Source organism: Plantactinospora sp. B24E8, assembly GCF_039871735.1.
Classification (GTDB): domain Bacteria; phylum Actinomycetota; class Actinomycetes; order Mycobacteriales; family Micromonosporaceae; genus Plantactinospora.
In genome coordinates, this window is sequence record NZ_JBDPMH010000002.1 from 1 (window position 1) to 25,025 (window position 25,025).

A 25,025-nucleotide genomic window follows, 5' to 3' on the forward strand; every position below is an offset into this window, starting at 1 on the left:
CCCCCCCCCCCCCCCCCCCCCCCCCCCCCCCCCCCCCCCCCCCCCCCCCCCCCCCCCACCCCCCCCCCCCCCCCCCCCCCCCCCCCCACCCGGTTTTTAATGATACGGCGACCACCGAGATCTACACGAACCGGATCGCCGCCCGTCTCCGTCTGCTGACAGCCTGCGACCGTCGATGATCAGGGCTTTGGCCCGCCGGAGGGCTGACCCGGCGGCCGACGGACGGCCGGTGCGACGCGGCGACCCCGGTAAAGTCGTTACCCGACCCGGGCATCAGGCCTTGACGCGGCACGAACCGGCAGGCACGCTGACATCAGCAAGACCTTCCGCGCTTGCGACGGCCGACACCTGGGTAAGACGGCGGCAGCACCATCAGCCGCCGGTCTTGTGGCCTAGCGGGATGCGTACGGGACGTGTGAGGCGTGTTGAGCGCTGCCGACCGAGGGCCGGCGACACGTTTTCCGACGCCCTGCCGTGGTGGGCTGGACAGCGGTTAGCCGCTCGGCTACACTGCTAGTTTGCGCTGCCTTCCGACTTGACCCCTGCTCGGAATGCCCGATTTTGGGTGTTTCTAGTGGGGCCATTGGAGTGCACGCGTAACAGCCGTTCTGCAGCACCGGTCCTCGGAAGGACGCATCTTGGCAGCTTCCCGCCCTGCGAAGACCAGTCGTACGTCGAGCGCTTTCGCGCCCCGCCGAATCTCCTTCGGCAGGATCACCGAACACCTCGAGGTCCCCAACCTCCTTGCCATCCAGAACGAGTCCTTCGACTGGCTGGTCGGCAACGAGGCTTGGCAGGGCCGGTCGGCCGACGACCCGCACGCCCGATCGGGTCTCGCTGAGATCCTCGACGAGATCAGTCCCATTGAGGACTTCTCCGGCACCATGTCGCTGTCGTTCTCCGCGCCGCGCTTCGACGAGGTCAAGGCCTCGATCGAGGAGTGCAAGGAGAAGGACCTGACCTACTGCGCGCCGCTCTTCGTGACCGCGGAGTTCACCAACAACACCACCGGCGAGATCAAGAGCCAGACGGTGTTCATGGGTGACTTCCCGATGATGACGCCGAAGGGCACCTTCATCATCAACGGCACCGAGCGCGTCGTGGTCAGCCAGCTCGTCCGGTCCCCGGGCGTCTACTTCGACAAGCAGCCGGACAAGACCTCCGACCGCGACCTGTCCAGCGTCAAGGTCATCCCGAGCCGGGGTGCCTGGCTGGAGTTTGATATCGACAAGCGCGACACCGTCGGTGTCCGTATCGACCGTAAGCGCCGGCAGGCGGTCACCGTCCTGCTCAAGGCGATCGGTTGGAGCAACGAGCAGATCCGCGAGCGGTTCGGCTGGTCCGAGCTGATGATGACCACCCTGGAGAAGGACCACATCGCCGGGGTGGACGAGGCGCTGCTCGACATCTACCGCAAGCTGCGGCCGGGTGAGCCGCCGACGCGGGAGAACGCCCAGACCCTGCTCGACAACCTCTTCTTCAACCCGAAGCGGTACGACGTCGCCAAGGTCGGTCGGTACAAGTTCAACAAGAAGCTCGAAGTCTCCGTGCCGATCACCACCGGCACGCTGACCGAGGACGACATCGTCGCCACCGTGGAGTACCTCTGCCGGCTGCACGCCGGTGAGGAGGGCTACGAGGCCGACGACATCGACCACTTCGGCAACCGGCGCCTGCGTACCGTGGGCGAACTCATCCAGAACCAGGTCCGGGTCGGTCTCTCCCGGATGGAGCGGGTCGTCCGCGAGCGGATGACCACCCAGGACGTCGAGGCGATCACGCCGCAGACCCTGATCAACATCCGCCCGGTGGTGGCGGCGATCAAGGAGTTCTTCGGTACGTCGCAGCTGTCCCAGTTCATGGACCAGACCAACCCGCTGGCGGGCCTGACCCACCGGCGCCGGCTGAGCGCGCTCGGCCCGGGTGGTCTGTCCCGGGAGCGGGCCGGCTTCGAGGTCCGGGACGTGCACCCGTCGCACTACGGCCGGATGTGCCCGATCGAGACGCCCGAAGGCCCGAACATCGGTCTGATCGGCGCGCTCTCGACCTTCGGACGGGTCAACCCGTTCGGGTTCATCGAGACGCCGTACCGGAAGGTCGTCGACGGCCGGGTCACCGACCAGATCGACTACCTGACCGCGGACGAGGAGGACCGGTTCGTCCTGGCCCAGGCGAACGCCCCGCTGAAGAGCGACGGCGAGTTCGCCGAGGACCGGGTCCTGGTCCGCCGCAAGGGTGGCGAGGTCGACTTCGTCGCGCCGACCGCGGTCGACTACATGGACGTCTCGCCGCGGCAGATGGTCTCGGTCGCGACCGCGATGATCCCGTTCCTCGAGCACGACGACGCCAACCGGGCCCTGATGGGCGCGAACATGCAGCGTCAGGCGGTGCCGCTGATCAAGGCGGAGTCGCCGCTGGTCGGTACCGGCATGGAGTACCGGGCCGCGGTCGACGCCGGTGACGTGGTCGTCGCCGAGGTCGGCGGTGTGGTCGAGGACCTCTGCGCCGACTACGTGACGGTGCACCAGGACGACGGCCACCGGCGGACGTACCTGCTGCACAAGTTCCGTCGGTCGAACGCCGGCTCCTGCGTCAACCAGAAGCCGGTCGTGTTCGAGGGTGACCGGGTCGAGGCCGGCCAGGTCATCGCCGACGGGCCGTGCACCGACGAGGGTGAGATGGCGCTCGGGCGGAACCTGCTCGTCGCCTTCATGCCCTGGGAGGGTCACAACTACGAGGACGCGATCATCCTGTCGCAGCGCCTCGTCCAGCAGGACGCGCTCACCTCGATCCACATCGAGGAGCACGAGGTCGACGCCCGGGACACCAAGCTCGGTCCGGAGGAGATCACCCGCGACATCCCGAACGTCAGCGAGGAGATGCTCGCCGACCTCGACGAGCGCGGCATCATCCGGATCGGTGCCGAGGTGGTGACCGGGGACATCCTGGTCGGCAAGGTCACGCCCAAGGGCGAGACCGAGCTGACCCCGGAGGAGCGGCTGCTCCGCGCGATCTTCGGCGAGAAGGCGCGTGAGGTCCGGGACACCTCGCTGAAGGTGCCGCACGGCGAGACCGGCACGGTCATCGGCGTACGGACCTTCTCCCGGGAGGACGGCGACGAGCTGCCGCCGGGAGTCAACGAGCTGGTCCGGGTCTACGTGGCACAGAAGCGGAAGATCCAGGACGGCGACAAGCTCGCCGGCCGGCACGGCAACAAGGGTGTCATCTCCAAGATCCTGCCGGTCGAGGACATGCCGTTCCTGGAGGACGGGACCCCGGTCGACATCGTGCTCAACCCGCTCGGTGTGCCGAGCCGGATGAACATCGGCCAGGTGCTGGAGACACACCTCGGCTGGGTGGCCAAGACCGGCTGGAAGATCGACGGTGACGACGCCGACTGGAAGCGGGCGCTGCGGTCGATCGACGCGCACGAGTCGGAGCCGGACACCAACGTGGCGACGCCGGTCTTCGACGGCGCCAAGGAGGAGGAGATCTCCGGTCTGCTCTCGTCGACCCTGCCCAACCGGGACGGCAAGCAGCTGATCGGCGCGAGCGGGAAGGCGCAGCTCTTCGACGGTCGCTCCGGCGAACCGCTGCCGGACCCGATCGCGGTCGGCTACATCTACATCCTGAAGCTGAACCACCTGGTCGACGACAAGATCCACGCTCGGTCGACCGGCCCGTACTCGATGATCACGCAGCAGCCGCTGGGTGGTAAGGCGCAGTTCGGTGGCCAGCGGTTCGGCGAGATGGAGTGCTGGGCGATGCAGGCGTACGGCGCCGCGTACGCCCTGCAGGAGCTGCTGACGATCAAGTCCGACGACGTCCTGGGCCGGGTCAAGGTCTACGAGGCGATCGTCAAGGGCGAGAACATTCCGGAACCGGGCATCCCGGAGTCCTTCAAGGTGCTGCTCAAGGAGCTGCAGTCGCTGTGCCTCAACGTTGAGGTGCTCTCCAGCGACGGTGTGGCCCTGGAGATGCGCGAGACCGACGACGAGGTCTTCCGGGCCGCGGAGGAACTCGGCATCGACCTGTCCCGGCGCGAGCCGAGCTCGGTCGAAGAGGTGTGAGGTAGGGGGTCCGGGCGGCTCAACCCGCTCTGGGCGGTCAGGCTTGATCCCTCCGCGGGTTGAGCCGCCCGGACCCTGACCCAGAGGGCTAGCAACAGTTACGACACGACACGAGGGATACATAAACGTGCTCGACGTCAACTTCTTCGACGAGTTGCGGATTGGCCTGGCCACCGCCGACGACATCCGTCAGTGGTCGCACGGCGAGGTCAAGAAGCCTGAGACGATCAACTACCGCACCCTGAAGCCGGAAAAGGACGGGCTCTTCTGCGAGAAGATCTTCGGTCCGCAGCGGGACTGGGAGTGCTACTGCGGTAAGTACAAGCGGGTCCGGTTCAAGGGCATCATCTGCGAGCGCTGCGGGGTCGAGGTGACCCGCTCCAAGGTACGGCGTGAGCGGATGGGACACATCGAGCTGGCCGCCTCCGTGACGCACATCTGGTACTTCAAGGGTGTGCCGAGCCGGCTCGGCTACCTGCTGGACCTGGCGCCGAAGGATCTCGAGAAGATCATCTACTTCGCGTCGTACGTGGTGACCGGGGTGGACACCGAGGCGCGGCACCGTGACCTCTCCACCATCGAGAACGAGATCCTCGCCGAGAAGCGGCAGGCCGAGAACAGCCGCGACTCCGAGATCGAGAAGCGGGCCGCCAAGCTCGAGGCCGACCTGGCCGAGCTGGAGGCCGAGGGTGCCAAGGCGGACGTCCGGCGCAAGGTCAAGGAGGGCGGAGAGCGCGAGATGCGCCAGATCCGCGACCGGGCCCAGCGCGAGATCGACCGTCTGGACGAGGTCCTCGACACCTTCCGCAAGCTGGAGCCGAAGCAGCTGGTCACCGACGAGCTGCTCTACCGCGAGCTGCGCGACCGGTTCGGTGAGTACTTCACCGGCGGCATGGGCGCCGAGGCGATCAAGGCGCTGGTCCAGAACATGGACCTGGACGCCGAGGCGGAGAACCTCCGCGAGACCATCCGTAGCGGCAAGGGGCAGCGGAAGATCCGGGCGCTGAAGCGGCTCAAGGTCGTCGCGGCGTTCCTCAACACCCGTAACTCGCCGCTCGGCATGGTGCTGGACTGCGTCCCGGTGATCCCGCCGGACCTGCGCCCGATGGTGCAGCTCGACGGTGGCCGGTTCGCGACCTCGGACCTGAACGACCTCTACCGCCGTGTGATCAACCGGAACAACCGGCTCAAGCGGCTGATCGACCTGGGCGCGCCCGAGATCATCGTCAACAACGAGAAGCGGATGCTGCAGGAGGCCGTCGACGCGCTGTTCGACAACGGCCGCCGCGGCCGGCCGGTCACCGGTCCGGGTAACCGTCCGCTGAAGTCGCTCTCCGACATGCTCAAGGGCAAGCAGGGCCGGTTCCGGCAGAACCTGCTCGGCAAGCGGGTCGACTACTCGGGTCGTTCGGTCATCGTGGTGGGTCCGCAGCTCAAGCTGCACCAGTGCGGCCTGCCGAAGCAGATGGCGCTGGAGCTGTTCAAGCCGTTCGTGATGAAGCGGCTGGTCGACCTGAACCACGCGCAGAACATCAAGTCCGCGAAGCGGATGGTCGAGCGGCAGCGGCCGGTCGTCTGGGACGTGCTGGAGGAGGTCATCGGCGAGCACCCGGTTCTGCTGAACCGGGCGCCGACCCTGCACCGGCTGGGCATCCAGGCCTTCGAGCCGCAGCTGGTCGAGGGCAAGGCGATCCAGATCCACCCGCTCGTCTGCACCGCGTTCAACGCGGACTTCGATGGTGACCAGATGGCGGTGCACGTACCGCTGTCGGCCGAGGCCCAGGCCGAGGCGCGGATCCTGATGCTGTCGTCGAACAACATCCTCAAGCCGGCCGACGGCAAGCCGGTCACCATGCCCACCCAGGACATGGTCATCGGCCTGTACCACCTGACCCACCTGACCCCGGGTGAGGTGGGCGAGGGCCGGGTGTTCAGCTCGGACGCCGAGGCCCGGATGGCCTTCGACAACGGTGAGCTGCACCTGCAGACCCCGGTGAAGATCCGGCTGCGGGGCGTCGTCGAGGTCGACAACGGCCCGGCCTCGGCGCGCTGGACCTCGCCGGAGGGCTGGGTTCCGGGTGAGCCGCTGACCGTGGAGACGACCCTCGGTCGAGTGCTGTTCAACGAGACCCTGCCGCAGGGCTACCGCTTCGTGAACTACGAGATCCGCAAGGGTCAGCTCTCCGCGATCGTCAACGATCTCGCCGAGCGGTTCCCGAAGGTGGCGCTGGCTGCGACGCTCGACGGGCTCAAGGAGGCCGGCTTCCACTGGGCCACCTGGTCCGGCGTGACGATCGGCATGGAGGACGTCATCGCGCCGCCGCGCAAGCGGGAGATCCTCGAGCAGTACGAGAAGCAGGCCGAGCAGATCGACAAGCAGTACCAGCGCGGTCTGATGACCGTGGAGGAGCGGCGCCTCGAGCTGATCGAGATCTGGACCAAGGCGACCAACGAGGTCGCCAAGGAGATGGAGACGGCGCTGCCGCAGGAGAACCCGCTGTGGAAGATGATCAACTCGGGTGCCCGCGGTAACCTGCTCCAGCTCCGCCAGATCGCCGCGATCCGTGGTCTGGTGGCCAACCCGAAGGGTGAGATCATCCCGCGGCCGATCAAGGCCAGCTACCGGGAGGGTCTCTCCGTGCTGGAGTACTTCATCTCCACGCACGGTGCCCGGAAGGGTCTCGCGGACACCGCGCTGCGTACCGCCGACTCGGGTTACCTGACCCGTCGTCTGGTGGACGTGTCGCAGGACGTCATCATCCGCGAGGAGGACTGCGGCACCGACCGGGCGATCACCATGCAGGTGGGCGAGACGGGTGCCGACGGCAAGCTGGTGGTGCACACGCACGCCGAGACCGGGGTGCACGCCCGTACCCTGGCCGACGACGTCAAGGGCGCCGACGGCAACCTGGTCGCGGAGCGGGGCGCGGACCTCAACTCGATCCTGGTCGACAAGATCGTCGCGGCCGGCGTGGACGTGGTTCGGGTCCGCAGCGTGCTGACCTGCGAGTCGAAGCTCGGGGTCTGCGCGGCCTGCTACGGCCGGTCGCTGCCGACGGGCAAGTCGGTCGACATCGGTGAGGCGGTCGGCATCATCGCCGCCCAGTCGATCGGTGAGCCGGGTACCCAGCTGACGATGCGTACCTTCCACACCGGTGGTGTCGCGGGTGAGGACATCACCCAGGGTCTGCCGCGTGTCCAGGAGATCTTCGAGGCCCGGGTCCCGAAGGGCAAGGCGCCGATCGCCGACACCCCCGGCCGGATCCGGATCGAGGACGGCGAGCGGTCCCGGAAGATCATCGTCATCCCGGACGACGGCAGCGACGAGATCGTGTACGACAAGATCTCGAAGCGTGTGAAGCTGCGTCCGAACGTCCACGACGGCGGTCACGTCGAGGTCGGCGAGAAGCTCACCGAGGGCACCATCGACCCGCACGAGCTGCTCCGGATCCTCGGCCCGCGGGCGGTCCAGGTCCACCTGACCCAGGAGGTCCAGGAGGTCTACCGCTCGCAGGGTGTGCTCATCCACGACAAGCACATCGAGATCATCATCCGGCAGATGCTCAAGCGGGTCACGGTGATCGACTCGGGCTCCACCGAGTTCCTGCCGGGTGTGCTGGTCGACCGGGCGGTCTTCGAGTCGGAGAACCGCCGGCTGGTGTCCGAGGGTGGCGAGCCCGCGGCCGGTCGTCCGGTGCTGATGGGTATCACCAAGGCTTCGCTGGCCACCGACTCCTGGCTCTCGGCGGCCTCCTTCCAGGAGACCACCCGGGTGCTGACCGATGCGGCGATCAACGCGCGCAGCGACTCGCTGATCGGCCTCAAGGAGAACGTGATCATCGGTAAGCTCATCCCGGCCGGTACCGGCATCAGCAAGTACCGCAACATCCGGGTCGAGCCGACCGAGGAGGCGAAGGCCAAGGTCTACTCGATGACCGGGTACCCGGAGACCGACTACGGGTTCGGGCCGGCCAGCGGCCAGGCGGTGCCGCTGGACGACTTCGACTTCGGGTCGTACCGCTAGGCAGGAGGTTCCGGTGCCCCCCACGTCGTCCACCGACGACGTGGGGGGCACCGTGCGTCTGACGGGCGGTCGGGTTTGTAGGCTGGTCGGGTGGAGACGATGCCGGTCGTGGACGCCGGCCCGGCGCTGCGCCATCCGCGCGACCCCGACCCGGTGCGGTCGACCAAGTCCCGCGCGGTCTTCGCCCTCGGCCTGGTCGCCCTCTTGACCGGCCCGCTCGTCGGCGGCATCGTGCCAGCGACCATCACCATGCTGTTGGCCCGGGAGGCCCGCCGTGAGGCGTACGCCTCGGGCGGCTACCTCACCGGGGCGGCCTGGCTGCGCCGGGGCGAGCGGCTGGCCTGGGCCGGATTCGTGTTGGCGCTGACCACGCTGGTCGCCCTGGCCGTGATCGGGGTGCTGCATCTCGCGGACACGCCGGTCGGTCACGACTTCGCCCCGGGGATCGACTGACGGCCCTCGGCCGGCGGCTGGCCGCCCGACGCCGGCCGTCCTCCGGTGCGGGTGGTGGTCGCCCGCCTGGCGCCGGCACCGGGCCGCTGAGTGCCGTGACCGCGGCGCCCCGGCGTCGGGACGGTTCGGTTCACCCGCGCCGGACGGCTGGTGGCCCGGCGGTAGCCTGGCGCCTGACACGACGCGGAGATTCGGGCGGCGACGGACCGGTGCCGGGCGGTACGCTCCGAGCCGGTCCGGGTGGTCAGGGGGGTTGGGCGTGACGCAGGAGGAGCAGCCACCGGCTGCGGACCGCGCAGCGGAGACGCCGCCGGGCGCCCCCGGATACGAACCCCGTTACCTCCAGCCCTCGTACACGCTGTCCGGTGAGCGGCCGGGCGAGCCGGTCACCGAACGGGTGGAGCGGCCGGCCGAGCCGCTCAGCGAGTGGGCCCGGCCGACCGCGCCGGAGCCCGCCGCGCCGCCGGTGAACCCCGCCTGGCTGCCGCCGGCTCCGGTTCCGTCGACCGTGCCGCCGTCGGCTCCGGCACCCTCCGCCGTACCGCTGCCACCGGCACCGTCCGGCGTACCGCTGCGCCCGGGGGCGGTCGCTCCGGGCGGGCCGTACCAGCCGGCGGTGCCAGGGTCGCCGGTCACCTCGTACCCCTCCGGTGTGCCGTCGTCGGGCGGCGGGTATCCCGCGCCCGCGTACCCGGGGCGGGTCGGACCGCCGATGGGGCCGCCGGGGGCCGGCGGGCCGCTGGCCCGGCCGGTGCCGGCGCCGCCCCGCGAGTCCTGGCACGCACCGCGCCGGGTCGACCCGGTGCCGGGTACGCCGTTCGGCGTCGTCCAGCTCGAGGTGCCGCCGATCACCTCGGGGCCGGCGGTCGCGGCGCTGGTCGTCGGCATCGCCTCGATCCTCGTGGCGGGGGTGGTCGGCTGTCTCGGGTTGACCGGGGCCGGCACGACCTGGGGCGGCTGGGCGGCCGGCGCGTTCGCGGTGCTGGCCGGTCTGCTCGGTCTCGCCGGCGTGCTGCTCGGGGTGTTCGGGCAGCGGCAGATCGGTCGGTCCGGTCCGGGCACACCGTGGTCGGCGGGACCGCCGGGAGCCGGCCGGCCGGGTACGGGGGCGTCGGCGGTGCGGTTCAGCGGTCGGGGGGTGGCCGTGGCCGGGATCAGCTGCGGTGCCGTGGGACTCGGGCTGACCCTGCTCACCCTCGCGCTGGCGCTGCTGCTCCAGGCCTGACCGTCCGGCCGCGCCGGCTACGGACGGGCGCGGCCGGGTTCCCGGTCACGGCCCGGTGGGCGGGCCCGGCCGGTTGCCGAGGGCGGCCCGGAGCGGGTTGTCGAGGGCGGCCCGGAGCGGGTTGTCGAGGGCGGCCCGGACCTGGGGAAGGCGGGCCCGGACCGGTTGGCGGCCCGCCGAGCGGGGTGGCGGGGGCAGCCGGTACACTGACATCTGGTAGTGCCCGCTGCGGGTGACACGACGAGCCGGACCCCGACCCGAGGGCTGTCGACAGTGAGGTTGTCAAGGACCTCCCTGGCAAGGACCTTCGGGGGCCTGTTTTGACGTGCCTACCCGGGGTAGGTACTCTTTCCTCTCGTGCCCGGGCATGCCCGGGCAACTCGTGCGTGCGCCCGAGCCGTCATGCGGTCATCGAGCGGTGGCACGACAAAGTCGAACAGGTCGGGACGCGCCAGCGTGCCGATGGGCTGGAATCCGGCGCCGGTCAACGACGTCGGGAAACCGCGAGCGGGCGACACGCCCGACCGCGGGTACCGGGACCGTCACCGGACGGCCCTGGTCGGAATGTAGGAGAGCCACTCGCGAGGGCGGCTACGACACGCGCGGTCGCATTTAGGCGGCCGAAGGGAGCGGAGAAACCCGGTGCCCACGATCCAGCAGTTGGTCCGCAAGGGCCGCCAAGCCAAGACGAGTAAGACCAAGACGCCCGCGCTGAAGGGGAGCCCTCAGCGGCGCGGCGTGTGCACGCGCGTGTACACCACCACCCCGAAGAAGCCGAACTCCGCGCTGCGCAAGGTCGCTCGTGTGAAGCTCAGCAGCCAGATCGAGGTCACGGCCTACATCCCGGGCGTCGGGCACAACCTGCAGGAGCACTCCCTCGTGCTGGTTCGCGGTGGCCGGGTGAAGGACCTCCCGGGCGTGCGCTACAAGATCGTCCGCGGCTCGCTGGACACCCAGGGTGTCCGCAACCGCAAGCAGGCGCGTAGCCGCTACGGCGCGAAGAAGGAGAAGAGCTGACATGCCGCGTAAGGGCCCTGCTCCGCGTCGGCCGCTTGTCGCGGACCCGGTGTACAACTCGCCGCTGGTGACCCAGCTGGTGAACAAGATCCTCCTGCGCGGCAAGCGTCAGCTGGCCGAGCGCATCGTCTACGAGGCCCTCGAGGGTTGCCGCGAGAAGGCCGGCACCGACCCAGTGGTCATCCTGAAGCGGGCGATGGACAACGTGAAGCCGACCCTCGAGGTCCGCAGCCGCCGTGTCGGTGGCGCGACCTACCAGGTGCCGGTCGAGGTCAAGCCGCAGCGGGCCACCACGCTCGGGCTGCGCTGGCTGGTCACGTACTCCCGGGCCCGTCGGGAGAAGACCATGGTCGAGCGCCTGATGAACGAGCTGCTCGACGCGAGCAACGGTCTTGGTGCCGCCGTCAAGCGGCGCGAGGACACCCACAAGATGGCCGAGTCCAACAAGGCCTTCGCGCACTACCGCTGGTAACGACCGATCGGGGTCCGGCGCGGTCCGCCGCGCCGGGCCCGGTACCGGTCGCGATTACGCCGACGAGACGACGATAAGTAGGGATTGAAGTGGCCGCCGCAGACGCGCTCGCCAAGGTACGCAACATCGGCATCATGGCGCACATCGATGCTGGTAAGACCACGACCACCGAGCGGATCCTGTTCTACACCGGTATCACGTACAAGATCGGTGAGGTCCACGAGGGCGCCGCCGTCATGGACTGGATGGAGCAGGAGCAGGAGCGGGGGATCACCATCACCTCCGCCGCCACCAAGTGTGAGTGGAAGGGCCACACAGTCCAGATCATCGACACGCCCGGCCACGTCGACTTCACGGTCGAGGTCGAGCGGTCGCTGCGGGTCCTCGACGGTGCGGTGGCCGTGTACGACGGGGTCGCCGGTGTCGAGCCGCAGACCGAGAACGTCTGGCGTCAGGCCGACAAGTACAACGTTCCCCGGATGTGCTTCGTCAACAAGCTGGACCGCACCGGCGCGGACTTCTTCCGCTGCGTGCAGATGATGGTCGACCGGCTCAACGCCACCCCGCTGGTGCTGCAGATCCCGATCGGCCTCGAGGGCGACCACATCGGTGTCGTCGACCTGATCGGGATGCGCGCGCTGACCTGGCGTGGCGAGACCCAGAAGGGCGAGGACTACGCGATCGAGGACGTCCCGGCCGACCTCGCCGACTCCGCCGCCGAGTGGCGGGAGAAGCTGCTCGACACGCTCTCCAGCGTCGACGACGAGTTCACCGAGAAGTACCTCGAGTCGCTGGACGGTGGCGAGCTCTCCGTCGAGGAGATCCGGGCCGCCATCCGCCGGGCCACCATCGCCGGCAAGGCCAACCCGGTGCTCTGCGGCTCGGCCTTCAAGAACAAGGGCATCCAGCCGATGCTGGACGCGGTGGTCGAGTACCTGCCGTCGCCGCTGGACATCCCGGCGATCGAGGGCACCGCGACCGACGGCGAGACCCCGCTGCAGCGCAAGCCGGACCCGAGCGAGCCGTTCTCCGCGCTGGCCTTCAAGATCCAGACTGACAAGCACCTGGGCAAGCTGACCTACGTGCGGGTCTACTCCGGCAAGGTGGAGTCCGGTTCGCAGGTGATCAACTCCACCAAGGACCGCAAGGAGCGGATCGGCAAGATCTACCAGATGCACGCCAACAAGCGGGAAGAGCGCAGCTCGGCCCAGGCTGGCGACATCATCGCGGTGCAGGGTCTGAAGCAGACCACCACCGGCGACACGCTCTGCGACCCGGCGAACGCGGTCATCCTGGAGTCGATGACCTTCCCCGAGCCGGTCATCCAGGTGGCGATCGAGCCGAAGACCAAGTCCGACCAGGAGAAGCTCGGCACCGCCATCCAGCGGCTCGCCGAGGAGGACCCGACGTTCCGGGTCAGCCTCGACGAGGAGACCGGCCAGACGGTCATCGCCGGCATGGGCGAGCTGCACCTGGACATCCTGGTCGACCGGATGCGCCGCGAGTTCAACGTCGAGGCGAACATCGGCAAGCCGCAGGTGGCGTACCGCGAGACCATCCGCCGCAAGGTGGAGAAGGTCGAGTACACCCACAAGAAGCAGACCGGTGGTTCCGGCCAGTACGCGCGGGTCATCGTCAGCGTCGAGCCGCTGCCGCTGACCAACGACTCGCCGACGTACGAGTTCAGCAACGCCGTCACCGGTGGCCGGGTGCCGAGAGAGTTCATCCCCTCGGTCGACGCCGGTGCCCAGGACGCGATGCAGTACGGCGTACTCGCCGGCTACCCGCTGGTCGGCCTGAAGCTGACGCTGCTCGACGGTCAGGCCCACGAGGTCGACTCGTCCGAGATGGCGTTCAAGATCGCCGGTTCGATGGTGCTCAAGGACGCGGCCCGCAAGGCCGACCCCGCGCTGCTCGAACCGATGATGTCCGTCGAGGTCACCACTCCCGAGGAGAACATGGGTGACGTGATCGGCGACCTCAACTCCCGCCGGGGCATCATCCAGGCGATGGAGGAGCGCGGCGGAGCCCGCGTCGTCCGCGCCCTGGTGCCGCTGTCGGAGATGTTCGGCTATGTCGGCGACCTGCGGTCGAAGACCCAGGGCCGGGCTAGCTACAGCATGCAGTTCGACTCCTACGCCGAGGTTCCCGCGAACGTGGCGAAGGAGATCATCGCGAAGGCGACGGGCGAGTGACCTCACTCGGCTGACGCCGGGCCGGTGATACCGCGAGCGCCGCGGACGGGTAATCTCGCCCGCGGCGTCCACGGGCCGGGCTGCGAGACCGGGCCTGAAGGTTTCACCGCCGCAAGACCCACGACTTCCCGACCGGGAAACTTCCGGCCGGAAAGGCTGTCGACAGAGTCCTAAGCGCCGAATGGCGCGCCGGGCGTACGAACCAAGAAGTCCACAGGAGGACACCAGTGGCGAAGGCGAAGTTCGAGCGGACTAAGCCGCACGTCAACATCGGCACCATTGGTCACATCGACCACGGTAAGACGACGCTGACGGCGGCCATTACCAAGGTTCTGCACGACGAGTTCCCGGACCTGAACCCGTACACGCCGTTCGACGAGATCGACAAGGCGCCGGAGGAGAAGGCCCGCGGTATCACGATCTCGATCGCGCACGTCGAGTACCAGACCGCGGCGCGGCACTACGCGCACGTGGACTGCCCGGGTCACGCCGACTACATCAAGAACATGATCACCGGTGCCGCGCAGATGGACGGCGCGATCCTGGTGGTGGCGGCGACCGACGGCCCGATGCCGCAGACCCGCGAGCACGTGCTGCTGGCCCGTCAGGTCGGCGTGCCGTACATCGTCGTGGCGCTGAACAAGAGCGACATGGTCGACGACGAGGAGCTCCTGGAGCTCGTCGAGCTCGAGGTCCGTGAGCTGCTCTCGTCGCAGGAGTACCCGGGTGACGACCTGCCGGTCGTCCGGGTCTCCGCGCTGAAGGCGCTCGAGGGCGACCCGGAGTGGACCTCCAAGCTCATGGACCTGATGAACGCGGTCGACACCGCGATTCCTCAGCCGGAGCGGGAGACCGACAAGCCGTTCCTCATGCCGATCGAGGACGTCTTCACGATCACCGGTCGTGGCACCGTGGTCACCGGCCGCGCCGAGCGTGGCGTGCTCAAGCCGAACGAGGAGGTGGAGATCGTCGGTATCCGCGAGAAGTCGCAGAAGACGGTCTGCACCGGTATCGAGATGTTCCGCAAGCTGCTCGACGAGGCCCGCGCGGGTGAGAACGTCGGTCTGCTGCTGCGGGGTATCAAGCGCGAGGACGTCGAGCGCGGCATGGTGGTGGTCAAGCCCGGCACCACCACCCCGCACACCGAGTTCGAGGCGACCGTCTACATCCTCTCCAAGGAGGAGGGTGGCCGGCACACCCCGTTCTTCCAGAACTACCGTCCGCAGTTCTACTTCCGGACCACGGACGTTACCGGCGTCGTCACGCTGCCCGAGGGCACCGAGATGGTCATGCCGGGTGACAACACCACGATGACCGTGAAGCTGATCCAGCCGATCGCGATGGAGGAGAACCTCAAGTTCGCGATTCGTGAGGGTGGCCGTACGGTCGGCGCGGGCTTCGTCACGAAGATCATCAAGTAAACAGTAACCCCGATTAGCATTGCCGTGCGGTGGTACGGCATACTGGTCAGGTTGCGTACCGGCGGGGTGGCTGGCTGCCCGATAGTCAGCCACCCTCGCTGGGTGTCCGGGGCGTGGCGATCCACTCCCGGCGCCCCCGAACTTCCCGCACGGGCGGGGACCGCTCCGGTTTTCCGGGGCGGAGCCTGGCCCCAGGGCGCGACACGCCCGACCGCGGGGGTCGGAAAGCACGGGAGTTGGGCAGCGCCCGAGCCCGGCATGGAACATCCCGCTTCCCGGGGGTGAGCTCCGTGGTAGCAACCGGGCGGGACGGACAAGGCGAGAGAAGGAACAGAGGCCACCATGGCGGGACAGAAGATCCGCATCCGGCTCAAGGCGTACGACCACGAGGTGGTCGACTCCTCGGCGCGCAAGATCGTTGAGACGGTGACGCGTACCGGGGCTCAGGTCGCGGGCCCGGTGCCGCTGCCCACGGAGATCAACCGTTTCTGCGTGATCCGTTCGCCGCACAAGTACAAGGACTCGCGCGAGCACTTCGAGATGCGCACGCACAAGCGTCTGATCGACATCATCGACCCGACCCCCAAGACGGTCGACTCGCTCATGCGCCTCGACCTGCCGGCTGGCGTCGACATCGAGATCAAGCTGTAGGGACCGGACTAATGGACAGGCAAGTGAAGGGCATCCTGGGCGCCAAGCTCGGCATGACCCAGGTCTGGGACAACAACCGTGTTGTCCCGGTGACGGTGGTGCAGGCCGGGCCGTGTGTCGTGACCCAGATCCGCACCGCTGACAAGGACGGCTACTCCGCGGTCCAGCTGGCGTACGGCGCGATCAACCCGCGCAAGGTCAAGAAGCCGGTCAGCGGCCACTACGCCAAGGCCAACGTGGCGCCGCGCCGGCACATCGTCGAGCTGCGCACCACCGACGCCGCCGAGTACGAGCTGGGCCAGGAGGTGAACGTCGAGACGTTCGCCGCTGGCACGACGATCGACGTCACCGGCCGGACCAAGGGCAAGGGCTTCGCCGGTGTCATGAAGCGGCACGGCTTCCGCGGTCTGGGCGCGGGTCACGGTGTCGAGCGTAAGCACCGCTCGCCGGGCTCCATCGGCGCCTGCGCCACCCCGGGTCGCGTCTTCAAGGGCGTCCGGATGGCCGGTCGGATGGGTGGCGTGCGGTTCACCACCCAGAACCTGACCGTCCAGGCGGTCGACCCGGAGAACAACCTGCTGCTGGTTCGCGGTGCCATCCCCGGTCCCAAGGGCGCGCTGGTGCTGGTCCGCTCGGCGGCCAAGGCCGCCGCGAAGAAGGGCGGAGAGGCGAAGTGAGCACGGTTGACGTACTGACCGCCGAGGGCACCAAGAGCGGCTCGGTCGAGCTGCCCGCCGAGGTCTTCGACGTGCAGGCCAACATCCCGCTGATGCACCAGGTCGTGGTTGCGCAGCTTGCCGCCGCGCGGCAGGGCACGCACAAGGTCAAGACCCGGGGCGAGGTCGCGGGTGGCGGCAAGAAGCCGTACAAGCAGAAGGGCACCGGTCGGGCCCGGCAGGGTTCGATCCGCGCGCCGCAGTTCGCCGGCGGTGGCGTCGTGCACGGGCCGGTCCCGCGGGACTACAGCCAGCGGACCCCGAAGAAGATGAAGGCGGCCGCGCTGCGCGGTGCCCTCTCCGACCGGGCCCGCAACGGCCAGTTGCACGTGGTGGAGACCTTCGTCAGCGGTGACAAGCCGTCGACGAAGGGCGCCGTCGCCACGCTGCGCAAGGTCAGCCAGGCCAGGCGGGTGCTGGTCGTGCTCAGCAGCACCGACGAGCTGAACTGGCTGTCGCTGCGCAACGAGGTGAGCGTGCATCTGCTGGAGGCCGGCCAGCTCAACACGTACGACGTGCTGGTCGCCGACGACGTGGTCTTCACCCGGGACGCCCTGGACGAGTTCCTGGGTCGCCGCGGTGGGGCGCAGGGTGAGGAGAGCGACAAGTGACCACGATCGCCGACCCGCGGGACATCATCATCGCGCCGGTCGTCTCGGAGAAGAGCTACAGCGAGCTCAACAAGAACTGGTACACCTTCCTGGTGCACCCGGACGCCAACAAGACCGCGATCAAGATCGCGATCCAGCAGATCTTCAACGTCCGGGTCATCACGGTCAACACGCTCAACCGTGAGGGCAAGCGCAAGCGGACCCGTACCGGGTTCGGGAAGCGCAAGGACACCAAGCGGGCGATGGTGAAGCTGGCCGACGGTGACCGCATCGAGGCCTTCGGCGGGCCGGTCAGCTGAGGGGTATAGACAATGGCTATCCGTAAGTACAAGCCGACGACGCCGGGCCGGCGTGGCTCCAGCGTCGCCGACTTCGCTGAGATCACCCGGTCGACCCCGGAGAAGTCGCTGCTGGCTCCGTTGCCGAAGAAGGGCGGGCGTAACGCCCACGGCCGGATCACCACGCGGCACCACGGCGGCGGGCACAAGCGCCAGTACCGCCTGATCGACTTCAAGCGGGTCGACAAGGACGGCGTGCCGGCGAAGGTCGCGCACATCGAGTACGACCCGAACCGCACCGCGCGGATCGCACTGCTGCACTACGCCGACGGCGAGAAGCGCTACATCATCGCGCCGAAGGACCTCAAGCAGGGTGACCCGGTCGAGTCCGGTCCGGGTGCCGACATCAAGCCCGGCAACAACCTGCCGCTGCGCAACATCCCGGTCGGTTCCACCATCCACGCGGTGGAGCTGCGCCCGGGCGGTGGCGCCAAGCTGGCCAGGTCGGCCGGCGTCGGCATCCAGCTGCTGGGCCGCGAGGGGGCGTACGCCACCCTGCGGATGCCCTCCGGCGAGATCCGGCGGGTCGACGTCCGTTGCCGGGCGACGATCGGCGAGATCGGCAACGCCGACCAGTCCAACATCAACTGGGGCAAGGCCGGCCGGATGCGGTGGAAGGGCAAGCGCCCGACCGTCCGTGGTGTGGCGATGAACCCGGTCGACCACCCGCACGGTGGTGGTGAGGGCAAGACCTCCGGTGGTCGCCACCCGGTGAACCCGCAGGGTAAGCCCGAGGGCCGCACCCGTCGTAAGGGCAAGGCGAGCGACCGTCTCATCGTCCGCCGCCGCTACGCCACCCGTAAGCGCGGCTAAGGGAGATAAGACATGCCTCGCAGCCTGAAGAAGGGCCCGTTCGTCGACGACCACCTGCTCAAGAAGGTGGAGACGCAGAACGAGAAGGGCTCGAAGAACGTCATCAAGACCTGGTCGCGCCGTTCGACGATCATCCCCGAGATGCTGGGGCACACGATCGCCGTGCACGACGGGCGCAAGCACGTCCCGGTGTTCGTCACCGAGGCGATGGTCGGGCACAAGCTCGGCGAGTTTGCGCTGACCCGCACGTTCAAGGGTCACGAGAAGGACGACCGGAAGAGCCGCCGGCGCTGAGCGCCGACCACGGATAAAGGATCAAGGGGTTTCAGCGATGCCAGTAAAGGGCGACGCTCCGGTGCTTCCGGGCGCGCGGGCGGTTGCGCGACACGTGCGCATCTCGCCGACCAAGGCGCGCCGGGTGATCAACCTCGTCCGCGGTCTGCCCGCGAAGGAGGCGCTCACGGTGCTGCAGTTCGCGCCGCAGGCGGCGAGTGAGCAGGTCTACAAGGTGCTCGCGAGCGCGATCGCCAACGCGGAGAACAACGAGCGGCTGGACCCCGACGCGCTGCTCGTCAGCGAGGCGTTCGTGGACGAGGGCCCGACGATGAAGCGGTTCCAGCCGCGGGCCCAGGGCCGGGCGTACCGGATCCGCAAGCGGACCTGTCACATCACCATCGTGGTCGAGGCCGTGGCGCCGGCGACGCCGGCCCGGCGGGCCGCGAAGAAGGCCGCCCCGGCCAAGTCGACCGCTCCGGCGGCCGAGACCGGAGCCGCCGAGACGCAGCAGAGCAAGACGGAGGGTGCCGAGTAATGGGGCAGAAGGTTCACCCGCACGGGTTCCGGCTCGGCATCTCGACCGACTGGAAGTCCCGGTGGTACGCGGACAAGCTCTACAAGGACTACATCGCCGAGGACGTCAAGATCCGTCGGATGATGTCGACCGGTCTGGAGCGCGCGGGTATTTCCAAGGTCGACATCGAGCGGACCCGCGACCGGGTCCGGGTCGACATCCACACCGCCCGGCCGGGCATCGTCATCGGCCGTAAGGGTGCGGAGGCCGACAAGATCCGGGGTCGGCTCGAGAAGCTCACCGGCAAGCAGGTGCAGCTCAACATCCTCGAGGTGAAGAGCCCGGAGTCGGACGCGCAGCTGGTCGCGCAGGGCGTGGCCGAGCAGCTCTCCAGCCGGGTCAGCTTCCGGCGGGCGATGCGCAAGGCCATGCAGTCGGCGATGAAGAACCCGATCGTGCGGGGCATCCGGGTGCAGGTCTCCGGCCGTCTCGGCGGCGCGGAGATGAGCCGGACCGAGTTCTACCGTGAGGGTCGGGTACCGCTGCACACGCTGCGGGCCAACATCGAGTACGGCTTCTTCGAGGCCCGGACCACCTTCGGCCGGATCGGCGTGAAGGTCTGGATCTACAAGGGCGACGCCGTACCGGGCCGGGAGGCTCCGGCCGAGGCGGGTCCGGCGCGTCCGCGCCGGGAGCGGGGCGACCGTCCCGACCGGCCGCGTCGTGGTCGGTCCGGCTCGTCCGGCACCACTCCCGGCGGGACCGAGGCCGGCCGGGCGGCCCAGGCGGAGATCTCCGCCGAGGCCACGAACGACAGCGCCGCAGCGGGTTCCGCCGCGGCGACTCCGGCGGGCTCCGCCGGAACGGACAGCTCAGCGCAGGAGGGCTGACAGATGCTGATGCCGCGTAAGCCCCCGAAGGGCTTCCGCAAGCCGCACCACCCCGACCGCAGTGGCGCGTCGAAGGGCGGCAACCGGGTGGTGTTCGGCGAGTTCGGAATCCAGGCGCTCGAGCCCGCGTACGTGACGAACCGGCAGATCGAGTCGGCCCGTATCGCGATGACCCGGCACATCAAGCGTGGTGGCAAGGTCTGGATCACGGTCTTCCCGGACCAGGCCCTGACCAAGAAGCCCGCCGAGACCCGGATGGGTTCCGGTAAGGGCTCGCCCGAGTGGTGGGTCGCCAACGTGAAGCCGGGGCGGGTGCTCTTCGAGATGTCCTTCCCCAACGAGCAGGTCGCGCGAGAGGCGATGCGTCGCGCGATCCACAAGCTCCCGATGAAGTGCCGCATTGTTACGCGCGAAGTGGGTGAAAGCTGATGGCCGCGGGCGTGAAGGCCGGCGAGCTGCGTGAACTCTCCGAAGAGGAGCTGGTCAGCAGGTTGCGGGAGGCCAAGGCGGAGCTGTTCAACCTGCGCGTCCAGGCGGCGACCGGGCAGCTGGACAACAACCGCCGGCTGCAGGTCATCCGTCGGGAGATCGCCCGGATCTACACGATCATGCGTGAGCGCGAACTGGGGCTTTCGGCCGCGCCGACTGAGGTGACTGCATCATGAGTGAAGAGACCACCACCACCGCGACGCCGCGGGCCCAGCGCAAGGTTCGCGAGGGACTCGTGGTCAGCGACAAGATGGACAAGACCGTGGTCGTCGAGGTTGAGGACCGGGTCAAGCACGCGCTGTACGGCAAGGTCATGCGCCGCACCAGCAAGCTGAAGGCGCACGACGAGCAGAACGCGTGCGGCGTGGGCGACCGGGTGCTGCTCATGGAGACCCGTCCGCTCTCCGCCACCAAGCGGTGGCGGGTCGTGGAGATCCTCGAGAAGGCCAAGTAAGAGCCGTACCGCAGGCTCAGGGTTCCGCCAAGCTCAGCCGGCCCTCCCTCCCGTGTCCGGGAGGTGCGGTCGGGGAGGCCGCCGGCTGAGAACTGGCAGACATAGGAGATTGACGTGATTCAGCAGGAGTCGCGACTGCGTGTCGCCGACAACACGGGTGCCCGGGAGATCCTGTGCATCCGGGTGCTCGGTGGCTCCGGTCGGCGGTACGCGAGCATCGGCGACGTCATCGTGGCCACGGTCAAGGACGCCATCCCCGGCGCGGGCGTGAAGAAGGGCGACGTCGTCAAGGCGGTTGTCGTCCGTACCGCGAAGGAGAAGCGGCGGCCGGACGGCTCGTACATCCGGTTCGACGAGAACGCCGCCGTGATCATCAAGGACGGTGGCGACCCGCGTGGTACCCGTATCTTCGGCCCGGTCGGCCGGGAGCTGCGGGACAAGCGGTTCATGAAGATCATCTCGCTCGCCCCGGAGGTGTTGTAGCCGTGAAGGTGAAGAAGGGCGACACGGTCGTCGTCATCGCCGGCAAGGACAAGGGCGCCAAGGGCAAGGTCATCGCGGCCTACCCGCGGCAGGACAAGGTTCTGGTCGAGGGCGTGAACCGGATCAAGAAGCACACCCGTGTGACCACCACCCAACGCGGTGCGAAGACCGGTGGCATCGTCACCCAGGAGGCCCCGATCCACGTCTCGAACGTGCAGGTCCTGGACTCCGACGGCAACCCGACCCGGGTCGGGTACCGGATCGACGACAACGGCCAGAAGGTCCGCATCGCGCGCAGCACCGGTAAGGACCTGTGATGACGGCAACCGAAACGAAGACGATGCCGCGGCTCAAGGAGCGGTACCGCAACGAGATCGCCGGGCAGCTGCGTGAGCAGTTCGGCTACGGGAACCCCATGCAGGTACCCGGCCTGGTGAAGATCGTCATCAACATGGGCGTCGGCGAGGCCGCCCGGGACGCGAAGCTGATCGACGGCGCCGTCCGGGACCTGGCCACCATCTCCGGGCAGAAGCCGCAGGTGCGGCGGGCCCGGAAGTCGATCGCGCAGTTCAAGCTCCGCGAGGGCATGCCGATCGGCGCGAAGGTCACCCTGCGGGGCGACCGGATGTGGGAGTTCCTGGACCGGCTGCTGTCGATCGCGCTGCCGCGTATCCGTGACTTCCGCGGCCTGGACGGGCGCAAGCTCGACGGGCACGGCAACTACACGTTCGGGTTGACCGAGCAGTCGGTGTTCCACGAGATCGACCAGGACCGGATCGATCGGGTACGGGGCATGGACATCACGGTGGTCACCACGGCCACGACCGACGACGAGGGCCGGGCGCTGCTCAAGCTCCTGGGCTTCCCGTTCAAGGAGAACTGAGCGAATGGCGAAGAAGGCGCTGATCCTCAAGGCGGCCGCGAAGCCGAAGTTCTCGGTTCGCGCGTACACCCGCTGCCAGCGGTGCGGGCGGCCGAAGGCGGTCTACCGCAAGTTCGGCCTCTGCCGGGTGTGCATCCGGGAGATGGCCCACCGGGGCGAGCTGCCCGGTGTGTCGAAGGCTTCCTGGTGACGCTGCGCCCCACCCGATTCCGGTGGAGCGCCCTGGTAGGGCCCAGCCGCGTCCCGACTGAAGGTCGGGGCGAGGATCGCAACGCCGTAGGCCCGGGCCAACGCCCCGGGAACCCCGGCGAGAAAGGCTGACGAGATCCATGACGATGACCGACCCGATCGCAGACATGCTGACGCGTCTGCGTAACGCCAACCAGGCGTACCACGACCGGGTGACGATGCCCTACTCGAAGATCAAGGCGAACATCGCCGAGGTCCTCAAGGCCGAGGGTTACATCGCCACCTGGTCGGTCGAGGAGCCCGAAGAGGGCACCGTCGGCAAGCGACTGGTCGTCGAGCTGAAGTACGGCCAGAACCGGGAGCGGAGCCTGGCCGGCATCAAGCGCGTGTCCAAGCCCGGTCTGCGGGTGTACGCCAAGTCGGACGGGCTCCCCCGGGTGCTCGGCGGACTGGGCGTGGCGATCATTTCGACGTCCCAGGGGCTGCTGACCGACCGGCAGGCCCGCAAGCGGAGCGTTGGCGGGGAAGTCCTCGCCTTCGTCTGGTAACGGGAGAAGAGAAATGTCGCGTATTGGACGTAAGTCGATCCCGGTGCCGACCGGTGTCGAGGTGACCATCGACGGTGCGACCGTCAAGGTCAAGGGCCCGAAGGGCGAGCTGTCGCACACCCTGGCCGAGCCGATCACGGCGGAGCGGGGCGAGGACGGCCAGCTGCACGTCAGCCGGCCGAACGACGAGCGGCGCGCCAAGGAGCTGCACGGCCTGAGCCGGACCCTGGTGGCCAACATGATCGTCGGCGTGACCGAGGGGTACCGCAAGACCCTCGAGATCGCCGGCACCGGTTACCGGGTGACCGCCAAGGGCAGCGACCTCGAGTTCGCGCTCGGGTTCTCGCACCCGGTGCAGGTGAAGGCCCCGGACGGGATCACCTTCACCGTCGAGCGGCCCACGTTGTTCCACGTGAGCGGGATCGACAAGCAGCAGGTCGGCGAGGTAGCCGCCAACATCCGGAAGATCCGCCCGCCGGAGCCGTACAAGGGCAAGGGCGTCAAGTACCAGGGCGAGGTCATCCGCCGCAAGGCTGGAAAGGCGGGCAAGAAGTGACCGCCACGAACGCCAGGGCGAGGGCATCCGCCGGCCGCGAGGCCGGGAGAAAGGCAGGTAAGAAGTGACCGCCACGCTGCTCAAGCGCCGTCGCGGCGTCGCCGCCCAGCGCGCCGTCGGGCGGGCGCGTCGGCACTTCCGGGTCCGCAAGACCGTGTTCGGCAGCGCCGAGCGGCCGCGTCTGGTCGTCACCCGTTCGCTGCGGCACATCGTGGCCCAGATCGTGGACGACAACCGGGGGCACACCCTGGTGTCGGCCTCGACCCTGGACGCCTCGATCCGTGGCGCCGAGGGCGACAAGAGCGCCCTGGCCGGCAAGGTCGGGACGCTGCTCGCCGAGCGGGCCAAGGCCGCGGGTATCTCCAAGGTCGTCTTCGACCGCGGAGGTAACAAGTACGCGGGGCGGATCGCCGCGCTGGCCGACGCTGCCCGTGAAGCCGGGCTCGAGTTCTAACCCCGTCACGAAGAGAGAGGAAGGCTGCTGATGCCAGGTCAACAGCGCCGTGGCGGCGGGTCCGGTGGCAACGAGGGTGGTCGCCGCGACAACCGCCGTGAGGGCGGTCGCGGAAACGCGCCCGCCGAGAAGACGCCGCATCTTGAGCGGGTCGTCGCCATCAACCGGGTCGCGAAGGTCGTGAAGGGTGGTCGTCGCTTCAGCTTCACCGCCCTGGTGATCGTGGGCGACGGCGACGGTACGGTCGGGGTCGGCTACGGGAAGGCCAAGGAGGTGCCCGCGGCGATCGCCAAGGGTGTCGAGGAGGCCAAGAAGCACTTCTTCAAGGTGCCGCGCATCGCCTCCACGATCCCGCACCCGGTGCAGGGCGAGGACGCCGCCGGCGTGGTGCTGCTCAAGCCGGCCAGCGCCGGTACGGGTGTCATCGCCGGTGGTCCGGTGCGTGCCGTCCTGGAGTGCGCGGGTATCCACGACGTGCTCTCCAAGAGCCTCGGTTCGTCCAACCCGATCAACATCGTGCACGCCACCGTCGCGGCCCTGAAGGGGCTGGAGTCGCCGGAGGCGGTCGCGAAGCGGCGGGGTCTGCCGGTCGAGGACGTGGCGCCGGCCGCCATGCTCGCGACCCAGGCGGGGGTGACGTCCTGATGGCGCGCCTGAAGGTCACCCAGGTCCGGTCCGGCATCGGGACCAAGCACAACCAGCGTGAGTCGCTGCGGTCGCTCGGTCTCAAGCGGATCAACGACGTGGTGGTCAAGGAGGACCGTCCCGAGATCCGGGGCATGATCTTCACCGTGAGCCACCTCGTGAAGGTCGAGGAGGTCGACTAATGACGATCAAGGTCCACCACCTGCGTCCGGCTCCCGGCGCCAAGACCGCGAAGACCCGGGTGGGTCGCGGTGAGGGCTCCAAGGGCAAGACCGCCGGTCGAGGTACCAAGGGTTCCAAGGCCCGGAAGAACATCTCGGCGGCGTTCGAGGGTGGGCAGATGCCCATCCACATGCGGCTGCCGAAGCTGAAGGGCTTCAAGAACAAGTTCAAGGTCGTGTACCAGGTGGTCAACCTGGACCGGCTGGCCGAGCTGTTCCCGCAGGGCGGCCAGGTCGGGCCGGCGGAGCTGGTCGAGGCCGGCGCCGTCCGCAAGGGTCAGCCGGTGAAGGTCCTCGGTACCGGGGACCTGGGTGGCGTCTCTCTCCAGCTGTCGGCGCACGCGTTCAGCGCGTCGGCCAAGGAGAAGGTCACCGCTGCCGGTGGCTCGGTCACCGAGCTGTAAGACGACGGGTCGT

General features: G+C 68.6%; 30 protein-coding genes. 29 read left to right on the forward strand and 1 reads right to left on the reverse strand.

The window, feature by feature from the left end:
* Positions 1 to 638: 638 nt before the first annotated feature.
* From ABGB21_RS03985 to ABGB21_RS04000, 4 genes are all read left to right on the forward strand, one after another.
* The gene (locus tag ABGB21_RS03985) at positions 639 to 4,070 is read left to right on the forward strand and encodes a DNA-directed RNA polymerase subunit beta (RefSeq protein WP_347653270.1); all 3,432 of its coding nucleotides are present in this window, start codon (positions 639 to 641) and stop codon (positions 4,068 to 4,070) included.
* Positions 4,071 to 4,197: 127 nt separating this feature from the next.
* The gene (locus ABGB21_RS03990) at positions 4,198 to 8,094 is read left to right on the forward strand and encodes a DNA-directed RNA polymerase subunit beta' (protein WP_347653271.1); all 3,897 of its coding nucleotides are present in this window, start codon (positions 4,198 to 4,200) and stop codon (positions 8,092 to 8,094) included.
* A gap of 99 nt (positions 8,095 to 8,193) precedes the next feature.
* Positions 8,194 to 8,547 (forward strand): hypothetical protein, encoded by a 354-nt coding sequence (locus tag ABGB21_RS03995; RefSeq protein ID WP_347653413.1) that lies wholly within the window; start codon positions 8,194 to 8,196, stop codon positions 8,545 to 8,547.
* Positions 8,548 to 8,806: 259 nt separating this feature from the next.
* Entirely contained in the window at positions 8,807 to 9,772 is a 966-nt protein-coding gene (locus tag ABGB21_RS04000) for a hypothetical protein (protein ID WP_347653272.1), read from the forward strand.
* 45 nt (positions 9,773 to 9,817) lie between these two features.
* Here ABGB21_RS04000 and ABGB21_RS04005 read toward each other — a convergent pair whose 3' ends face one another.
* Complete coding sequence (locus tag ABGB21_RS04005) at positions 9,818 to 9,985, reverse strand: hypothetical protein (protein ID WP_347653273.1); 168 nt, start codon at positions 9,983 to 9,985, stop codon at positions 9,818 to 9,820.
* A gap of 429 nt (positions 9,986 to 10,414) precedes the next feature.
* Between ABGB21_RS04005 and rpsL the strand changes: the two genes are divergently transcribed.
* From rpsL to rplO, 25 genes are all read left to right on the forward strand, one after another.
* Complete coding sequence (rpsL, locus tag ABGB21_RS04010) at positions 10,415 to 10,789, forward strand: 30S ribosomal protein S12 (RefSeq protein WP_101368150.1); 375 nt, start codon at positions 10,415 to 10,417, stop codon at positions 10,787 to 10,789.
* Between the two features lies 1 nt (position 10,790).
* Positions 10,791 to 11,261: a 30S ribosomal protein S7 gene (gene rpsG, locus ABGB21_RS04015; protein WP_347653274.1), complete on the forward strand. Its 471-nt coding sequence runs from the start codon at positions 10,791 to 10,793 to the stop codon at positions 11,259 to 11,261.
* 89 nt (positions 11,262 to 11,350) lie between these two features.
* Positions 11,351 to 13,456, forward strand: coding sequence for an elongation factor G (gene fusA, locus ABGB21_RS04020; protein WP_347653275.1), 2,106 nt, complete (start codon positions 11,351 to 11,353; stop codon positions 13,454 to 13,456).
* Between the two features lie 227 nt (positions 13,457 to 13,683).
* The gene (gene tuf / locus ABGB21_RS04025) at positions 13,684 to 14,877 is read left to right on the forward strand and encodes an elongation factor Tu (RefSeq protein ID WP_347653276.1); all 1,194 of its coding nucleotides are present in this window, start codon (positions 13,684 to 13,686) and stop codon (positions 14,875 to 14,877) included.
* A gap of 342 nt (positions 14,878 to 15,219) precedes the next feature.
* A complete protein-coding gene (gene rpsJ / locus ABGB21_RS04030) occupies positions 15,220 to 15,528 on the forward strand; it encodes a 30S ribosomal protein S10 (RefSeq protein WP_007073037.1) in 309 nt (102 codons plus the stop codon).
* 11 nt (positions 15,529 to 15,539) lie between these two features.
* A complete protein-coding gene (rplC, locus tag ABGB21_RS04035; protein WP_347653277.1) occupies positions 15,540 to 16,205 on the forward strand; it encodes a 50S ribosomal protein L3 in 666 nt (221 codons plus the stop codon).
* Positions 16,202 to 16,855, forward strand: coding sequence for a 50S ribosomal protein L4 (rplD, locus tag ABGB21_RS04040; RefSeq protein WP_347653278.1), 654 nt, complete (start codon positions 16,202 to 16,204; stop codon positions 16,853 to 16,855). Before rplC ends, rplD begins: the two co-directional genes overlap by 4 nt.
* Positions 16,852 to 17,154 carry a 50S ribosomal protein L23 gene (rplW, locus tag ABGB21_RS04045; protein ID WP_347653279.1) on the forward strand — a complete coding sequence of 101 codons (303 nt, stop codon included), beginning with the start codon at positions 16,852 to 16,854 and terminating at the stop codon, positions 17,152 to 17,154. The genes rplD and rplW overlap by 4 nt, the downstream gene beginning before the upstream one ends.
* 12 nt (positions 17,155 to 17,166) lie before the next feature.
* Complete coding sequence (gene rplB / locus ABGB21_RS04050) at positions 17,167 to 18,006, forward strand: 50S ribosomal protein L2 (protein WP_347653280.1); 840 nt, start codon at positions 17,167 to 17,169, stop codon at positions 18,004 to 18,006.
* A 12-nt stretch (positions 18,007 to 18,018) separates the two neighbouring features.
* Positions 18,019 to 18,300, forward strand: coding sequence for a 30S ribosomal protein S19 (gene rpsS / locus ABGB21_RS04055; protein ID WP_091290357.1), 282 nt, complete (start codon positions 18,019 to 18,021; stop codon positions 18,298 to 18,300).
* 37 nt (positions 18,301 to 18,337) lie between these two features.
* On the forward strand, positions 18,338 to 18,817 hold the full coding sequence (rplV, locus tag ABGB21_RS04060) for a 50S ribosomal protein L22 (RefSeq protein WP_347653281.1): 480 nt from the start codon (positions 18,338 to 18,340) through the stop codon (positions 18,815 to 18,817).
* Complete coding sequence (gene rpsC, locus ABGB21_RS04065; RefSeq protein ID WP_347653282.1) at positions 18,817 to 19,686, forward strand: 30S ribosomal protein S3; 870 nt, start codon at positions 18,817 to 18,819, stop codon at positions 19,684 to 19,686. Before rplV ends, rpsC begins: the two co-directional genes overlap by 1 nt.
* A gap of 3 nt (positions 19,687 to 19,689) precedes the next feature.
* On the forward strand, positions 19,690 to 20,115 hold the full coding sequence (rplP, locus tag ABGB21_RS04070; RefSeq protein WP_347653283.1) for a 50S ribosomal protein L16: 426 nt from the start codon (positions 19,690 to 19,692) through the stop codon (positions 20,113 to 20,115).
* Positions 20,115 to 20,351 carry a 50S ribosomal protein L29 gene (gene rpmC, locus ABGB21_RS04075; protein WP_331215496.1) on the forward strand — a complete coding sequence of 79 codons (237 nt, stop codon included), beginning with the start codon at positions 20,115 to 20,117 and terminating at the stop codon, positions 20,349 to 20,351. Before rplP ends, rpmC begins: the two co-directional genes overlap by 1 nt.
* Positions 20,348 to 20,629, forward strand: a complete 282-nt coding sequence (gene rpsQ / locus ABGB21_RS04080; protein ID WP_347653284.1) for a 30S ribosomal protein S17 — start codon at positions 20,348 to 20,350, stop codon at positions 20,627 to 20,629. Before rpmC ends, rpsQ begins: the two co-directional genes overlap by 4 nt.
* A 114-nt stretch (positions 20,630 to 20,743) precedes the next feature.
* A complete protein-coding gene (gene rplN, locus ABGB21_RS04085; RefSeq protein WP_007073026.1) occupies positions 20,744 to 21,112 on the forward strand; it encodes a 50S ribosomal protein L14 in 369 nt (122 codons plus the stop codon).
* A gap of 2 nt (positions 21,113 to 21,114) precedes the next feature.
* Entirely contained in the window at positions 21,115 to 21,429 is a 315-nt protein-coding gene (rplX, locus tag ABGB21_RS04090; RefSeq protein ID WP_347653285.1) for a 50S ribosomal protein L24, read from the forward strand.
* The gene (gene rplE / locus ABGB21_RS04095; RefSeq protein ID WP_347653286.1) at positions 21,429 to 21,995 is read left to right on the forward strand and encodes a 50S ribosomal protein L5; all 567 of its coding nucleotides are present in this window, start codon (positions 21,429 to 21,431) and stop codon (positions 21,993 to 21,995) included. Before rplX ends, rplE begins: the two co-directional genes overlap by 1 nt.
* Before the next feature lie 4 nt (positions 21,996 to 21,999).
* Positions 22,000 to 22,185: a type Z 30S ribosomal protein S14 gene (locus ABGB21_RS04100; RefSeq protein WP_007073023.1), complete on the forward strand. Its 186-nt coding sequence runs from the start codon at positions 22,000 to 22,002 to the stop codon at positions 22,183 to 22,185.
* Between the two features lie 139 nt (positions 22,186 to 22,324).
* Positions 22,325 to 22,732 (forward strand): 30S ribosomal protein S8, encoded by a 408-nt coding sequence (gene rpsH / locus ABGB21_RS04105; RefSeq protein ID WP_347653287.1) that lies wholly within the window; start codon positions 22,325 to 22,327, stop codon positions 22,730 to 22,732.
* Between the two features lie 13 nt (positions 22,733 to 22,745).
* Entirely contained in the window at positions 22,746 to 23,288 is a 543-nt protein-coding gene (gene rplF, locus ABGB21_RS04110) for a 50S ribosomal protein L6 (RefSeq protein ID WP_347653288.1), read from the forward strand.
* A gap of 64 nt (positions 23,289 to 23,352) precedes the next feature.
* Positions 23,353 to 23,742 carry a 50S ribosomal protein L18 gene (rplR, locus tag ABGB21_RS04115; protein WP_347653289.1) on the forward strand — a complete coding sequence of 130 codons (390 nt, stop codon included), beginning with the start codon at positions 23,353 to 23,355 and terminating at the stop codon, positions 23,740 to 23,742.
* A 30-nt stretch (positions 23,743 to 23,772) separates the two neighbouring features.
* Complete coding sequence (gene rpsE, locus ABGB21_RS04120; RefSeq protein ID WP_331215501.1) at positions 23,773 to 24,387, forward strand: 30S ribosomal protein S5; 615 nt, start codon at positions 23,773 to 23,775, stop codon at positions 24,385 to 24,387.
* Positions 24,387 to 24,569: a 50S ribosomal protein L30 gene (gene rpmD / locus ABGB21_RS04125; RefSeq protein WP_331215502.1), complete on the forward strand. Its 183-nt coding sequence runs from the start codon at positions 24,387 to 24,389 to the stop codon at positions 24,567 to 24,569. The genes rpsE and rpmD overlap by 1 nt, the downstream gene beginning before the upstream one ends.
* On the forward strand, positions 24,569 to 25,012 hold the full coding sequence (gene rplO, locus ABGB21_RS04130; RefSeq protein WP_347653290.1) for a 50S ribosomal protein L15: 444 nt from the start codon (positions 24,569 to 24,571) through the stop codon (positions 25,010 to 25,012). The genes rpmD and rplO overlap by 1 nt, the downstream gene beginning before the upstream one ends.
* Positions 25,013 to 25,025 lie beyond the last annotated feature (13 nt).